Source organism: Aureisphaera galaxeae (genome assembly GCF_028561275.1).
GTDB lineage: Bacteria > Bacteroidota > Bacteroidia > Flavobacteriales > Flavobacteriaceae > Aureisphaera > Aureisphaera galaxeae.
This window is the reverse complement of record NZ_JAQQTF010000019.1, coordinates 45917-62007: the sequence shown is the minus strand read 5'-3', so window position 1 is coordinate 62007 and position 16091 is coordinate 45917. Positions and strand designations below refer to the sequence as shown.

Here is a 16091-nt window from a genome sequence, read left to right as displayed (position 1 = left end):
GGACTTACAGCCAATACTACCCTTTCGAGTTCGAAAATGAAATATACGCTAGTTTTCCAATCCCGCCAAGCTGGCTTTAATGGTCTCGATTTTCGCTAAAGCATCCGCTTCCTTCTTGCGCTCGTTGGCTACGACCTGTTCTGGCGCATTGTTTACGAAACGCTCGTTTTTCAACTTGCCCTGTACGCTTTTCAGGAATCCTTCGGTATATTTTAGCTCTTCGGTAAGCTTGGCTATTTCTGCATCCACATCGATAGCTCCAGCCATAGGAATAAAATACTCATTGGACTTTACACGGAAGGTCAACGCACCCTCCAATTTCTCATCGATGTAGCCCAGATTTTCAACATTGCCAAGCTTTTTAATCAATGCATCGAATGCATTGGTCATCTTTTCATTATTGATTATGGAAAGATCGATTGTTTCTTTATAAGAAATGTTCTTCTCCTTTCGAATGGCTCGGACACCAGAAACAACTTCTGAAGCAAACTCGAAATCCTTGATGTATTGTTCGTCGTATGACTTGGATGCTGGCCATTGACCTATGATCAAGGCATCTTCCGGACTTCTTTCTGCTATATGTTGCCAAATCTCTTCAGATATAAAAGGCACAAAAGGATGTAGTATCTTCAGGTTATCTTCTAAAATGGAAATTACCTCAGCTTTCGTGGCCTTAGAAATCGGCTCTCCATATTCGGGCTTCATCGCTTCTAAGAACCATGATGAGTAATCATCCCACATCAATTTATAAATGGCCATCAAGGCATCGCTAATTCGGTATTTACTGAAATGATCTTCAATTTCAGCCAAGGCTTTCTGGAACTTATTCTTGTACCATTCAATAGCAATGGTCTGTACTTCGGTTTGTTCCTTGGTTTCGGAAACTTCCCAACCACTGATAAGTCGGTATCCTTGCCAAATTTTGTTCAAAAAGGTTTTTCCTTGTTTGCACAGATCTTCATCGAACATTAAGTCGTTTCCTGCCGGAGAGCTCAATAGCATCCCTACACGAACACCATCGGCGCCGTACTCTTTCATCAACTCGATGGGATCGGGAGAATTACCTAAAGATTTACTCATCTTACGACGTTGCTTGTCGCGAACAATCCCTGTAAGATATACATTGGTAAATGGCTTCTCGTTTCTATATTCGAAACCAGCGATCAACATACGTGCTACCCAGAAGAATAAAATCTCTGGTGCCGTTACCAAATCGTTGGTCGGGTAATAATAGTTTACCTCGTCATTGTCTGGCTCTAAAATCCCATTGAAAACAGTGATGGGCCATAACCAAGAAGAGAACCAGGTGTCTACCACGTCTGGATCTTGGGTAAGGTCGTCAGCGGTTAAGGAATCATTACCTGTGCGCTCTTTTGCCAAGGCAATCGCTTCTTCCAAAGTTTCCGCTACTACGAAATCTTCTTTTCCGTCCCCATAGTAATAAGCAGGAATTTGCTGACCCCACCACAACTGACGGCTAATGTTCCAATCGCGAACATTTTCCATCCAATAGCGATAGGTATTGATGAACTTTTCAGGAACCAGATTTACATCTTTTTCCAAAACGGCATCCAAAGCAGGTTGTGCCAATGCTTTCATTTTCAAAAACCACTGGTCGCTCAATTTAGGTTCAATAACGGCTCCCGTTCGTTCACTGGTTCCTACTTTGTTGTTATGTTGTTCTATTTTTTCGATAACACCCATTTCTTCCAATTCCTTGGCGATCTTCTTACGGGCTTCGAAACGGTCCATACCTTCGTAATGCAATCCGAAGCTATTCAATGTAGCATCGTCATTCAGTACATCTACCACCTCCAAATTGTGCTTATCGCCCAGCATCTTATCATTCTCATCGTGCGCTGGCGTTACCTTAAGACACCCTGTACCAAACTCCATGGTTACGTATTCGTCTTCAATAATAGGAATGACACGGTTACAAATAGGTACAATCACCTTTTTCTCCTTTAAATGCGTATAGCGCTCATCCTCTGGATTGATGCAAACAGCAGTATCTCCCAAAATAGTTTCCGGACGCGTCGTTGCGATGGTTACGTATTCATCAGATCCTTCAATTTGATACTTTAGGTAGTATAAATTCCCTTGTTTTTCCTCATAAATCACTTCTTCATCGCTCAAGGTGGTTTGGGCTTGCGGATCCCAATTTACCATGCGATATCCTCTATAAATCTGTCCTTTTCGGTACAAATCCACAAAAACTTTGATCACGGAGGCTGACAGATCGTCATCCATGGTAAATTTTGTACGTTCCCAGTCACAGGAAGCCCCTAATTTCTTTAGCTGTTCTAGGATAATGCCTCCATGTTTATGGGTCCATTCCCAAGCATGTTCCAAAAACTCGTCCCTACTCAGGCTAGACTTCTCTATCCCTTCTTTTTTAAGCTTGGCAACCACCTTAGCTTCCGTGGCAATAGAGGCATGATCGGTACCGGGCACCCAACAGGCATTGTACCCTTTAAGACGCGCTCTACGAATAAGTACGTCCTGAATGGTATTATTTAACATATGGCCCATATGCAACACTCCTGTTACATTGGGAGGCGGAATGACGATGCTATAAGGCTCTCTTTCATCAATTTCACTATGAAAATAGTTATGCTCCATCCAGTAGCTATACCACTTATTTTCAACGTTTTGAGCGTTATATGTTGCCTCTAAAGCCATTTTTGGTCTGATTTTTGAAATATAGTCTGCAAAAGTAGGTATATCCTATTTATTATAAAATTATTAAAGTGAATAACTTCTTTTGTCTGTTGCATAAAAGTTACCTACTTTAGTAATCCCAAAATTCTTAAATGATGAAAAAAATTATTTTAATGGCAGTGATCGCTCTGGTTAGTTTTGCTGCCCATGCACAAGCCAACATTGAATTTAAAGATGATACGATAAACTATGGTCAAATCGCTAAAGGAAGCGATGGCGTTCGTTCTTTTGAATTCACAAACACCGGAAATGAACCTCTCATAATAAGTGACGTAAAATCTAGCTGCGGTTGTACCGTACCTGAAAAACCGAAAGGTCCTATACAACCTGGAGAATCGAGTGTGATCAAGGTAAAATACGACACTAAGAGAGTTGGAAAAATTAGAAAGACCATTACCGTATACTCCAATGCTACAGAGCCTATTAAGGCACTAAAGATTAAAGGAGAGGTATTGGCCGATAAGAGCGTACTGGAAAAAACCAAGTAAAAATTTCATTGTAAAGAGAAAAGGCCTCCTGAGATTTCAGGGGGCTTTTTTTATAGCACTTCTTTCAGGAAAAACTTCGTCCTTATAATAGAGCCATCACGATTCAATACTATGGTTATTTTCCGACCGGCTTTGGAGGAAAATAAAGCCGTTAGACTTTCCAAATCATACTTGTAGGCGGCCTTGCCATTTATAGAAATAAGCTCATCCCCTTTCCGTATCTCGGCTAGATCTGCCGGGGAGCCCTTCCGAACCTCAGAAACAATATATTTGGGCGCCAAAAAGAAGGTAAAAACCGGCTGCAGGTTAAAGCTCACTTTACCCGTACTATCCCCCGTTTCATCCGAGGCAAAATTGAAATTCCTCCCTGTGCCTTTCTTTAATTCCTTGGTAGCCACCAAACCATCGTGCTCTATGGTAAGACCAGACATGTTGTAGTGAAAAGGCTCTCCAAAGAACTTGTTCTTCCGAAGTACCATTTTTCTGGATCGATAGTCCATGGTAAATGTAAATCGCCTGAGGATACCAGCACCAATCGTTCCATTACGGTCTTTAAAGGCATTAAAGCTTTTAAGTGCGAGACTGTCGGGATAGGAGACATTAACCCTAGGGATTTCGAATCGACCGAGTTTTACTTTGTCTAGCTTGGACCGTTTCCCAAATACACCTCCGCTAAGACCTAGACCTAGGAAATCTGAAAAATAATTCTTGGGTTGTTCCCGTATGCCTATGGACTCCTGAAAAAGCCAAATAGCATCACTGGCCCCAGAATCGACCAGTAAGTTAACATCATGCATCCTTCCATTGGCCTCCACTTGTTGCGATATATACGGTTTCTTGCCTATCATATGAATGTTGATCTCCTCACAGCTCCTGCACCTTTTATGCGTATACTGTTCGGGATCGAATATGGTAATGTGCTCGGCCACATAATCGGTGCGCACCACAAAATCCTTGAAAAAATCATAGCCTATGACTCCATGGATGGGAATTCCCATCCGCGGTGAAAAGTTGATCGTTTCATCGAAAATAACGTAGAGGGTGTGGTCCTTATCTTCGGCATCGCCAATTTTAAGTTTGTTATGCACGCTTTTAAGGGCGTCGATATCGCCATTGCTCCCAACACCCCTAATCTTAACGGGGGTTACATTATTAATCTGGAGGGAATCATTTTCATACAAACTGAACAACAACGTATAATTAACCCCTGTATCGAGTAAAAAGGAAAGGGACTTACCATTCACTTCCACAGGAATAACTACCAAATTGTTCAAAAACTCGAAAGCAATCCTATCTTTTTTCTTACCATTGGGAAGCGTAAAACCTTCTTGTCCATACCCATAGGAGCAGAGCAGGAAAAATAGAACAAGGGCCATCCACCTGGGATGATTAAAGCGGCAAGTTTTCATTCATTGAAGAAGATATAAAAAAACGTTCAAAGTAGGGTAAATGGGATACTTTTTAATAAATATTTTGCAACTTTGTTGTCTCAATTTTTAAATCATGCCAACAGTTTCCAGTAAAGGATTGAAAATGCCGGAATCACCTATAAGAAAGCTGGTTCCATTCGCCGAAAAAGCCCGTAAAGAAAACAAACATATCTACCATTTAAACATCGGGCAGCCCGATATAAAATCGCCAGCTATTGCCATGGAAGCCGTAGCCAAGCACGGGATCGATGTGTTGGCGTATTCGCGTTCTGAAGGTTCGGAAGAATACCGTGAAAAGATTGCTGCCTATTATCACAAAAACGACATCCATGTGGAGGCAGATGATATTATCGTAACCACAGGAGGAAGTGAGGCACTATTGTTCGCCATGGGTAGTATTTGTGATGCTGGAGACGAGGTCATTATCCCAGAGCCTTTCTACGCCAACTACAATGGTTTTGCAACGGCCTCTGGCGTTAACATCGTTCCGGTAATCTCCAAAATCGAGGATAATTTCGCCCTTCCTCCCATTTCGGAATTCGAGAAATTAATCACTCCCCGCACCAAGGCTATCTTAATTTGCAATCCTGGAAATCCAACTGGATATCTCTATTCCGAAGAGGAAATACAAACGTTGACACAAATCGTGAAGAAACACGATCTGTTCTTGGTGGCGGATGAAGTATACCGTGAGTTTGTTTATGACGGATTGGAGCACTATTCTATCCTTCAGGAAGAAAGCATGGCCGAAAATGGAATCATTATCGATTCGGTTTCCAAAAGATACAGCATGTGCGGTGCCCGTATTGGGTGCTTGGTATCTAAAAACAAACAGGTAATTTCTACTGCCCTTAAATTCGCACAGGCTCGTTTAAGCCCTCCTACCTTTGCCCAATTGGCAAGTGAAGCGGCATTGGACACCCCTCAAAGTTATTTTGACGATGTGATCGAGGAATATGTAGACCGCAGAAATACGTTGGTATCCGAATTACAAAAAATACCAGGGGTAACCGTTGGAGTTCCTAAAGGTGCATTTTACTGTATTGCCCAACTTCCGGTAAAGAATAGCGACCGATTCGCACAATGGCTGTTGGAAGAATTCGACCTAGACGGGGAAACCATCATGGTAGCACCAGCAGCAGGATTCTATTCTACCGAAGGCGTTGGATTGAATCAGGTAAGGATTGCCTACGTACTGAAAAAAGAAAGTCTCTTAAAAGCCGTTGAAATACTGAAAACCGCTTTGGAGCAATATCAAGATTAATGTTAATTGAAGAACATAAATCCCTAAAACCCTTCAATACCTTTGGGATCGATTGCAAGGCCCGATACTTTGCATCGGTGACTTCTGTTACTAAACTGAAGGAACTATTATCCCAAAACATACATCCCTCTCGCTTCATTTTGGGCGGAGGCAGCAATCTATTACTTACTCAGGATGTGGACGCCTTGGTTATTCACGTGAACCTAAGGGGTATCTCTATACTTTCTGAAGAAAACGGACAGGTGATCTTGGAAGTAAATGCTGGTGAAAACTGGCACGAGTTTGTCATGCATTGCATTGAAAATGGATATGGCGGCGTTGAAAACCTTTCTTTGATTCCCGGAAATATAGGAACCGCACCCATACAGAATATTGGGGCCTATGGGGTGGAATTGAAAGATGTCTTCGTGAATTGCAAAGCACTTGAAATTGAAAGTCTGGAAGAACGAACTTTCGACCATTCCGAATGCGAATTTGGATATCGGGATTCTATCTTTAAGAATGAAGCTAAAGGCAAATACATTATTACAAGCGTTACACTGAGGTTAACAACCCAAGATCATACCTTGAGCACTTCGTATGGTGCCATAAAGACTCAGTTGGAAAAACAGGGGGTCACAACACCTACTATCAAGGATATTTCGGATGCTGTGATTACCATACGCAAATCCAAACTGCCCGATCCTGCAGAGATAGGAAATAGCGGTAGCTTTTTTAAAAATCCTGTGATTGGTTCGGATGACTTTCAGCAATTTCGATTGTCTTATCCCAATGCACCTTTTTATGAGGTCTCCCCTACTGAGTTTAAAATTCCAGCGGGATGGCTTATTGAACAGGCTGGATTTAAAGGGCAACGCTTTGGCGATGCAGGAGTGCATAAGAACCAGGCTTTGGTATTAGTAAATCATGGCAATGCCTCCGGTTCGGAACTCTGGGAACTGGCCTTAAAAATTCAGAAAAAAGTAAAAGAGGATTTCGGGATCTACATTGAGCCCGAAGTGAATGTTATTTAACCGGTGATTTCGATACAATTTTCTATCGAAAATCACTCAATCACCTAATGACTTTTCGAAACGTCACGCGGATCCCTGAGTGTTCTGCAAAGCAGAATGTATCAAAGGGCATGTGACACTCGAAGTTCGGTGTAACAACGAACTACTTCACATTCACACTCAACACCTTATCCAAAAGGTGCAGCTTTCCATTAGAAGCTAGAATATCTGTTTTCCCTAAAGTGGCTTCGTTTCCCTTGGCGTCGGTCAAGAAAATGTTCCCATCTTTCATAGAAACTTTCAATACGGCGTCTCCCAGTGTTTTTACCTCGTAATTGCTACTTTTTTTGGCATTTTGCAACAGATCGGCCGAGCTTAGATCGCCTTCAATGATGTGGTTTTTAATGAGTGTTATAAACGCTTCCTTGTTGGTAGGATTCAGATAAAAATTCAAATTGTTTTTGTTCATTGCGTCGAAAGCAGCAACCGAGGGAGCAAATACCGTGTAAGGCCCTTCATCATCCAATACATCCGATAAGCCCGTGGTCACTAAAGCACTGGTGAATGTCTTTGCTTCTTGGGTAGCCATGGTCTTCACCAATAAATTCTTATTATTCAGTTGTTTCACAACAGTTTCCTCCTTAGCTGGAGCGTTGGTATCTACCTGATTCTCTTGTTTTTCGGGATCGGACTTACAAGAAATCAGGATAAGGCCGGCACATAAAAAACTAAGGGTAAAACGGATCATTTTCATCATGGATTTTCGTTTAATCGAGGCTAAAAATAGACAAATTCTTACCATTTCCGTAAGAAAGGTTGTATTTTTGCCTCCTAATTATTTTTTATGGGAATTCTACTTATAACCCTAGTTCTTTTGTTGTTGGCATTTGCAGGAATCGCTATAAAATTATGGGCGAAGAAGGATGGTAAATTTGCAGGAACCTGTGCAAGTCAAAGTCCTTTTTTAAACCAAGATGGTGAAAATTGCAGTTTTTGTGGAAAGTCCCCAGATCAGTTTTCCACCTGTACCGAAAAAGAACACAACTAATTTGTAGCCTGCTGCTATGTTGCTACTATGGGTATTTATTGCCGTCGTACTTATTAACGCGGCCTATTTTCTCCTTTTTTCCAAATTCACATTCGCTCAGCCAGAGACTTTGGAAAAGAAAGGATCGTTCCCTGTTTCCATTATTGTCTGCGCCAAGAATGAAGCAGAAAACCTTAGAAAAAACGTCCCACATTGGTTGGCCCAAGACTATCCCAATTTTGAGCTGATCCTTATCAATGATGCCTCTACCGACGACACCTTGGAAATCATAGAGTCCTTTGCTCAAAATGATGCTCGGGTTCACACGGTTAATATCGAAAACAATGAGGCCTTTTGGTCCAACAAAAAATACTCACTTACCTTAGGAATAAAGCGTGCAGTAAATAAGCGAATGCTTTTTACGGATGCCGATTGCCGTCCCGCCAGTAATGATTGGTTATCGCTTATGACCTCGGAGTTATCCAACGAAACAGAGCTCATTCTCGGCTACGGAGCTCACGAAAAGAAAAAAGGGATATTGAATCGGTTGATCCGTTTCGAAACCCTCATGACTGCGATTCAATACTTTTCCTATGCCAAGGCAGGAATGCCTTATATGGGAGTGGGACGCAATATGGCTTATACGAGTAAACTATTCTACGACAATCGTGGTTTTATGTCTCATATGGACATCCCTTCGGGAGACGACGATCTCTTTGTAAACGAATCGGCTTACAAGGATAATACCTCCATAAGCTTTCACCCCAATGCTTTTACATATTCCGTTCCAAAAAGCTCGTTTGGAAAATGGTTTACACAGAAAAGAAGACATGTCTCCACAGCGAAACACTATAAACCGAAGCACCGATTCCTATTGGCTTCCTACTACATTACCAATCTTTTGTTTTGGGTACTTGCTGGACTGTGCTTTGCCTTTGCCGATTGGAAAATGACATTGGGTATTTTTATCTTCCGAATCGCCCTTCAATACATTTTTATTGGGAATGGAGCAAAAAACCTTAAAGAAAAAGATCTCACTCCTTTTATTCCTTTATTGGAACTATTCTTGGTATTATTTCAATTAACTATCTTTATTACCAATTCCATTTCAAAACCGAAACGGTGGAAGTAAATAAGGCCGAGGTAAAAGAACAAATAGAAAAAGCAAAAGAGGGAAGCCAGAGCGCCTTCAATTTTCTTTTGGATCGATTTTGGAACACCGTATATGGCTTTCAGCTAAAGCGGATACAAAATGAATATGATGCGGAGGACATCACTATAGAAACCTTCTCCAAGGCTTTCGACAAGATTTCCAGTTTCAACCCGGATTACAACTTCAGCACCTGGCTGGTGACCATTTCAAAAAACATTCAAATAGATAAGAGTCGTAAGAAGAACGCATCTATCCACATGCAAACTACCGAGGCTACGGAAGAGCAAGTACATAAAATTGTAGATAGCACACCTTCCCCAGAGGATAGGCTCATTCGCGAGCAAAATCTGGCTGAATTGCTTCGCTGCATCAAGGAATTAAAACCGGATTATCAGGAAATCATTAACCTTCGGTACTTTCAGGAAATGAGCTACAATGAGATATCGGAAGCCTTGAAAGAACCATTGAGCAATGTTAAAGTACGATTACTTCGCGCCCGGAAACTGCTGCTGGAAGTCATTACCAAAAACAGACAGAATTGAGAAAAACCCTTAAAAAGTTAGGCCCCGGATTTCTATTCGCAGGTGCGGCCATTGGTGTATCGCATTTGGTACAATCGACCCGGGCTGGTGCCGATTTTGGATTTGCCCTTCTATGGGCCTTACTTCTCATTAATTTGGTAAAGTACCCTTTCTTCGAGTTCGGACCCCGTTACGCCAGTGCTACGGGTGAAAGTCTTCTTAAGGGATACGAAAAGATGGGCAAGGGTGTTCTCATTGCCTATTTCGTAGTCACCTTCGCCACCATGTTCACCATACAGACGGCCGTAACCATTGTAACCGCAGGAATCGCTTCTTCCCTATTTGGTGGCAATCCAAAACTTTGGACCGCTATCATCATTGGTATTTGCTTCGTAATCCTGCTCTTGGGCCGATATAAAGTATTGGACAGCTTAATGAAGATCATCGTTATTGGCCTTACCATTAGCACTATAACGGCTGTTACCTTGGCTTTTCAAAAAGCAGACAGCGTCTCCTTTACTCAAGTAATCCCTACCGATGCCATTTCACTAGGCTTTCTCATTGCTTTTATGGGATGGATGCCGGCACCTCTGGACATTTCCATCTGGCAAAGTATCTGGACCGTAGAAAAGAAAAAATTGGATCCCGATATCACTCCAGCTCAGTCGAAATTCGATTTTAATGTAGGTTATATAGCCACGACCATTTTGGCTATTGGTTTTGTGGCTTTGGGCGCCTTGATCATGTTTAATTCTGGGAGTACGTTTTCCTCAAATGGGACTCAGTTTGCCAATCAGTTGGTAGCCATGTACACTTCCAGTTTGGGAGATTGGGCCAAAATAGTTATTGGCGTGGCTGCTCTTACTACCATGTTTAGCACTACCCTTACTACCTTAGACGCCTCCCCAAGGGTCATGCATCGCACCAGTGAGATATTTGCCAAGAAGCCTTTGAAAAATGGATACCTCTCTTGGCTTTTGGTTTTGGTTTTGGGAACGCTATCCATCTTTTTCTTTTTCATTGCCGAAATGGGACTACTCATAAAAATTGCTACGATATTATCGTTCTTAACGGCTCCTTTTTATGCGATCCTTAACTACAAACTAATTCGCGGAAAGCATACCCCAAAAGAAGCACGACCTAAAAAGGGCTATAGCATTTACAGTATGGTTTCCATTCTCGTGCTTATCGGATTCAGTATTTGGTACCTCTACACCATCTCGGGCTAATCCGCACTCATTTTTTGAAACCATGTCGTTGGAATATGGAAATTTTAAGTAGTATCTTTGCATAGCTATGGAGACAACATCCCTTGAAATACAAAAACCCACACCCAAGCCAAAATGGTTACGGGTGAAATTACCAACGGGTAAGAAGTATACCGAATTACGTGGACTGGTAGACAAGTATAACCTGCACACTATTTGTACCTCCGGAAGCTGCCCTAATATGGGAGAATGCTGGACCGAAGGAACCGCTACGTTTATGATATTGGGTAATATCTGTACACGATCCTGTGGATTCTGCGGGGTAAAAACAGGACGCCCCGAAACGGTAGACTGGGACGAACCCGAAAAAGTGGCCCGCTCTATCAAGATCATGGATATTAAGCATGCGGTGATCACATCGGTAGATCGAGATGATCTTAAGGATATGGGATCCATTATTTGGGCAGAGACGGTGAAGGCCATCCGTAGGATGAACCCTGAGACTACTTTGGAAACACTCATCCCAGACTTTCAAGGAAACACACGAAACATAGACCGCATTGTGGAGGTAGCTCCCGAAGTGGTATCGCATAACATGGAAACGGTAAAACGTTTGACGCGTGAAGTGAGAATCCAAGCAAAATACGAGCGTAGTCTTGAGGTGTTGCGTTATTTGAAGCAAGAAGGTATTGGTCGCACGAAAAGTGGGATTATGCTAGGATTGGGAGAAACCGAGGACGAAGTACTGCAAACCATGGAAGATTTGCGCAGCGTAGGATTGGATATTGTTACCATAGGACAGTACCTGCAACCTTCGAAAAAGCATTTGCCCGTAAAGGAATTTATTACTCCAGAACAATTCAAAAAATATGAGGAAATCGGACTGGAAATGGGCTTCCGTCACGTTGAGAGCGGTGCTTTGGTACGATCCTCCTATAAAGCTCAAAAGCACCTCACCTAACTTCCCCGCTTTATGAAAGGCAAAATAACGATTGGAATTAACGGTTTTGGACGAATCGGGAGGAATCTCTTTCGGCTACTTTTAAATCATCCTACCATCGAAGTGGTGGCCGTAAATGATATTTCGGATGCCCGAACCCTAAGCCATTTATTGAAATACGACAGTATTCATGGGGTTTTGGAACAAAACGTATCCCACGGAGCGGATTATATCGAAGTGGACGGAAAAAGGGTACGGTTTACCTCCGAAAAGCAAATCGAAGATATTTCCTGGCTGGGAGTTGATATTGTGGTAGAAGCCACAGGAAAGTTTAAGGATAGAGACAATTTGGAAAAGCACCTCGTTTCAGGCGCTAAAAAGGTGATTCTATCGGTACCACCTATCGAAGATTCTATAAAAACCATTGTTTTAGGCGTTAACGACCATATTATTGATAATGGCGAGACCATTGTCTCCAATGCCTCCTGTACTACCAATAACGCAGCCCATATGCTGCGAATCATACACGAGCTATGTGGCATTAAACAAGCCTATATCACTACGGTACACTCCTATACTACGGACCAGAGTTTACATGACCAGCCACATAGGGATCTAAGAAGAGCCCGGGCTGCAGGACAATCCATCGTGCCAACGACTACAGGAGCTGCCAAGGCCTTGACCAAGGTATTTCCCGATTTGGCCGATGTTATTGGAGGTTGTGGTATACGGGTACCCGTTGCCAACGGATCATTAACGGACATTACCTTTAATGTCTCGGAAAACACAAGTATTGAAGCGGTAAATTCAGCTTTTAAGCAGGCCGCAGAAAATGAACTAAAAGGAATACTTCAATATACGGAAGACCCAATTGTATCTATTGATATTGTGGGAAACCCACATTCCTGTATCTTTGATGCTGGAATGACGTCGGTTATCGGAAATATGGTGAAAATCATCGGATGGTACGATAACGAGATTGGATATTCATCAAGAATTGTAGATTTAATCTTACAATTATCGAGGAAATAACTATATTTATCGGCGAAGTACGTTAAAGTTAATGCTTTACTTACGAAAAATATACCCGCTACTTGCCCTTCTTTTTGCTTTCCTACTTTCCCCTCAATGCGTGTTGGGTCAGCAAAAGGACCAAGATACTTTATCCCTAATTAAAAAGTACCATACGGAAGCAATGTCTTCGCTATCCGTGCAAAGTTATGACCTGGCGATCATCAACCTGAACAAGGCCTATAGACTTGCCAATTCTGCTAAATATCAGGATGAACGGGTGGAAGTACTCTTCAGCATTACGCAGGTTAATTACTTTATTCAGAATTACGACAAGGCTGCTGCCGAAGGGCAACGAATCATTACAATTTTAGAAAATAAGGGAGATAAGCAGGCCCTTGCCGAAGCCCATACCATTATGGGGCTTATTACCACAAGAATGGGGGAATTCGAAAAATCTGAAAAATTCCTACGAAAAGCAGATGACTGGTTTACCGCCAACAATGACGAAAAATATAGGGCCCAGGTGCTGCTTGGCTTTGGAATTTTGGAACTAGAAAAGGAGCATTACAAGAATGCTGTCAATTATTTCGATGCTGCATTGCCGCAATTTGAAGATCCCAGATCCGCCTATCAAAAGGCCTTCACCTTAATGAATAAATCCGATGCCTTATTGTATCTAAGCGATTTGGATATAGACAATAGCCTTGGGAAGTCTAAGAAGGCCATGGAGGAAGCCTTGGAGATTATCGAAGCCAAAAATTACACCCGACTGGAAATTGACAGTTATAGAATTAGATCCTACATTGCTTTAAGGGAAGATAAATATGCATTGGCCAAAGAGAATATGCAGATTTATGAAACCCGCAACGATTCACTATATCGTATTTACATTAATGCCGTTTCCAAAGGTATCGATGCAGAAACTGAGGTAGGTGACCTAAAATTACAAATTGCAAGCCAGCAGGACGATATTAATAAACAGCAGCGTTCCATTAATTTCGGTAAGATGACCACTGGCTTAAGTATTGCCCTAATTGTGATTCTATCGTTGCTAACGCTTTCCCTCTATAAGAACAACAATCTACGGGCAAAGGCAAACGAACTCCTGCAGGATAAGAACAACGAATTGCAACTTGCCAAGGAAAAAGCGGAAAAGGCATCGCTGGCCAAAGCCCAGTTCCTTTCTACCATTACTCACGAACTTAGGACACCACTCTATGCGGTAACAGGACTTACCCATCTATTGCTGGAAGAAGACCCGAAACCCCACCAAAAGGAGCACCTTAATTCATTGAAGTTTTCAGGGGAATACCTGTTGTCCCTGATCAATAACATTTTGGACCTCAACAAACTTGAAGCCAATAAGGTGGAAGTTGAGAAAACGTCCTTCAATCTTAAGAAGCGTACCAACGACGTATTGGTAGCCTTGAAGAAGTCTGCAGATGATCGAAAGAACAACCTGCACTTCGAGTTCGACGAAAGCATTCCAGAAAAATTAATGGGAGACCCGCTAAAACTCTCTCAGATACTTATCAACCTTATTGGTAACTCCCTGAAATTTACGCAGAATGGTGATGTACATGTGCGAATCAAGAAACTGGGAGAGACGAAAGAACGCGTAGCACTTCGATTCGAAATCGAGGATAATGGAGTGGGTATTTCCAAAAAGAAACAGAAGAGCATTTTCGAAACCTTTTCGCAGGCTTCCCTACAAATTAACCGTAAATTCGGTGGTACCGGACTTGGTCTTTCCATTGTGAAGAATCTATTGGAATTAATGGGTAGTAAGATTCAATTGGAAAGTCAGTTAGGAAAAGGTTCCAAATTCTGGTTCGAGATCAACTTCGCGGTGGTAGAAGAGGTGAAGGAAGTATCCAACCCACAGAACATCATCTATGATGTAGATTATGTGGCCTTGGAGAACCGAAATATTCTTGTGGTTGAAGATAACAAGATCAACCAAATGATCACCAAGAAGATTCTTGAAAAGAACAAGATGAAGTGCTTAGTGGCCGACAATGGTTCTGACGCCGTAGCATTGGTGAAGGAAAACAACTTCGATGTGGTACTTATGGACATCCACATGCCAGGCATTAGTGGTATCGAGGCCACACAAGAGATCCGTAAGTTCAATAAGGACTTACCTATCATTGCCTTGACCGCTGTGACGATCGATGAGAACCTTGACGATTTCTACCGAGCTGGTTTCAATGAAATCATACCGAAGCCTTTTAAAACGGAGGAATTCTTCGAAAAAATCTACCGTACCCTAGAAAGCCGAAATCTTTTGGTAAACTAGGACTTTCCAAATCCTTCAATAGCATCCAACACCTGCTCATTCAAAGCGAATGATTGACTGTTTAGTATTTCTGTCGTTATGGGTAAATAGTACAATGCGAACTTATCCAATTTCGGTTGGAGTCGCATATAGTCCTTTTCAGTAGTTAGGATGATCTCTTTTTTCTTAAGTGTATTTATTTCTGAAGGGGTAAAATCATGGTGGTCCGGAAACTTCAGGTGTTCAAAACTGTATTGACGTTTCTTTAAGTGTTGTACCAAGGGTTTAGGATTGGCGATACCCGTAACCAAGGAAAAAGGTTTGTCCATAAGATACTCCACGGGAAGTTCTTCGGTTTTTCCTTTTATGAAATTCCCGTACCCAATCCTGGAAAAGAAAAGACTTTGCTCTGTAGACAGTTCCATTCTATACTGAATCTCCTGAAGGCTCGCATAGGGAACATCGGGAGGGCATTTGGTAACGATCACCATATCGGCTCGCTTTATTCCTGACCGGGACTCCCGAAGATTGCCAGCAGGCAGTAAATGGTCATTTAAATACAAATCATCGAAAGGGGTGAGCACAATCGTAAAGGAAGGCTTTACCCGCCGATGTTGAAACGCATCATCCAGAAGGATAACACCTGCCTTTTTCTTCAATTCTTCTATACCTTGCCTTCTATCCGCACAAACAGCCACCGTCACTTCCGGAAATTTCTTTTTGAATTGAAGGGGCTCGTCCCCTACTTCATCGGCCGTACTATGGGTTCGGACTTCCACATAGCCCGAGGTCTTCCTTTTGTACCCCCTACTCAACACGGCTACATTGTATTTCTCTTTCAGAAATTGCAGTAAATATTCGATCATGGGCGACTTCCCGGTTCCTCCTACCGAAAGGTTCCCAACACAGATAATAGGAAGATCATACGACCTACTTTCTTTCCATCCAATATCGTAGGCGTGGTTCCGCAAAGCGGTAACGCCATCGTATAAAATGGAAAAGGGATAAAGGAGTTTCCGAAAGTTCATACAACGAAAGTATACTTTTTTATCTTT

14 protein-coding genes are annotated in these 16091 nt (G+C 42.1%); 10 read left to right on the top strand and 4 right to left on the bottom strand.

All coding sequences use genetic code 11. The features are described from left to right. Window positions 1-48: 48 nt before the first annotated feature. Entirely contained in the window at window positions 49-2682 is a 2634-nt protein-coding gene (locus POV27_RS18805; protein ID WP_272864343.1) for a valine--tRNA ligase, read from the bottom strand. Between the two features lie 134 nt (window positions 2683-2816). Between POV27_RS18805 and POV27_RS18800 the strand changes: the two genes are divergently transcribed. Next, a complete protein-coding gene (locus POV27_RS18800) occupies window positions 2817-3209 on the top strand; it encodes a DUF1573 domain-containing protein (protein WP_272864630.1) in 393 nt (130 codons plus the stop codon). Between the two features lie 50 nt (window positions 3210-3259). Here POV27_RS18800 and POV27_RS18795 read toward each other — a convergent pair whose 3' ends face one another. Continuing rightward, window positions 3260-4585 carry an aspartyl protease family protein gene (locus POV27_RS18795; protein ID WP_272864342.1) on the bottom strand — a complete coding sequence of 442 codons (1326 nt, stop codon included), beginning with the start codon at window positions 4583-4585 and terminating at the stop codon, window positions 3260-3262. Between the two features lie 127 nt (window positions 4586-4712). Between POV27_RS18795 and POV27_RS18790 the strand changes: the two genes are divergently transcribed. Together POV27_RS18790 and murB are read left to right on the top strand one after the other, a co-directional pair. Next, on the top strand, window positions 4713-5903 hold the full coding sequence (locus tag POV27_RS18790) for a pyridoxal phosphate-dependent aminotransferase (protein ID WP_272864341.1): 1191 nt from the start codon (window positions 4713-4715) through the stop codon (window positions 5901-5903). Continuing rightward, entirely contained in the window at window positions 5903-6916 is a 1014-nt protein-coding gene (gene murB, locus POV27_RS18785; protein WP_272864340.1) for a UDP-N-acetylmuramate dehydrogenase, read from the top strand. Before POV27_RS18790 ends, murB begins: the two co-directional genes overlap by 1 nt. Before the next feature lie 142 nt (window positions 6917-7058). On the opposite strand, the gene POV27_RS18780 is transcribed toward murB, so the two are convergent. After that, a complete protein-coding gene (locus POV27_RS18780; RefSeq protein WP_272864339.1) occupies window positions 7059-7652 on the bottom strand; it encodes a fasciclin domain-containing protein in 594 nt (197 codons plus the stop codon). Window positions 7653-7739: 87 nt separating this feature from the next. On the opposite strand from POV27_RS18780, the gene POV27_RS18775 reads away from it, so the two are divergent. The 7 genes from POV27_RS18775 to POV27_RS18745 all read left to right on the top strand — a co-directional run bounded on the left by POV27_RS18775 (window position 7740) and on the right by POV27_RS18745 (window position 15057). Further along, the gene (locus tag POV27_RS18775) at window positions 7740-7943 is read left to right on the top strand and encodes a membrane or secreted protein (RefSeq protein WP_272864338.1); all 204 of its coding nucleotides are present in this window, start codon (window positions 7740-7742) and stop codon (window positions 7941-7943) included. Between the two features lie 16 nt (window positions 7944-7959). Continuing rightward, complete coding sequence (locus POV27_RS18770) at window positions 7960-9054, top strand: glycosyltransferase (RefSeq protein ID WP_272864337.1); 1095 nt, start codon at window positions 7960-7962, stop codon at window positions 9052-9054. Beyond that, a complete protein-coding gene (locus tag POV27_RS18765) occupies window positions 9045-9617 on the top strand; it encodes an RNA polymerase sigma factor (RefSeq protein WP_272864336.1) in 573 nt (190 codons plus the stop codon). Before POV27_RS18770 ends, POV27_RS18765 begins: the two co-directional genes overlap by 10 nt. Then, window positions 9614-10825, top strand: coding sequence for an Nramp family divalent metal transporter (locus POV27_RS18760; protein ID WP_272864335.1), 1212 nt, complete (start codon window positions 9614-9616; stop codon window positions 10823-10825). The genes POV27_RS18765 and POV27_RS18760 overlap by 4 nt, the downstream gene beginning before the upstream one ends. Window positions 10826-10892: 67 nt before the next feature. Further along, the gene (gene lipA, locus POV27_RS18755; protein WP_272864334.1) at window positions 10893-11765 is read left to right on the top strand and encodes a lipoyl synthase; all 873 of its coding nucleotides are present in this window, start codon (window positions 10893-10895) and stop codon (window positions 11763-11765) included. A 12-nt stretch (window positions 11766-11777) separates the two neighbouring features. Continuing rightward, complete coding sequence (gene gap / locus POV27_RS18750; protein WP_272864333.1) at window positions 11778-12776, top strand: type I glyceraldehyde-3-phosphate dehydrogenase; 999 nt, start codon at window positions 11778-11780, stop codon at window positions 12774-12776. 163 nt (window positions 12777-12939) lie between these two features. Then, window positions 12940-15057: a hybrid sensor histidine kinase/response regulator gene (locus tag POV27_RS18745; RefSeq protein WP_272864332.1), complete on the top strand. Its 2118-nt coding sequence runs from the start codon at window positions 12940-12942 to the stop codon at window positions 15055-15057. Here POV27_RS18745 and lpxK read toward each other — a convergent pair. Beyond that, on the bottom strand, window positions 15054-16064 hold the full coding sequence (gene lpxK, locus POV27_RS18740) for a tetraacyldisaccharide 4'-kinase (protein WP_272864331.1): 1011 nt from the start codon (window positions 16062-16064) through the stop codon (window positions 15054-15056). The two genes, POV27_RS18745 and lpxK, sit on opposite strands and share 4 nt — an antisense overlap. Window positions 16065-16091 lie beyond the last annotated feature (27 nt).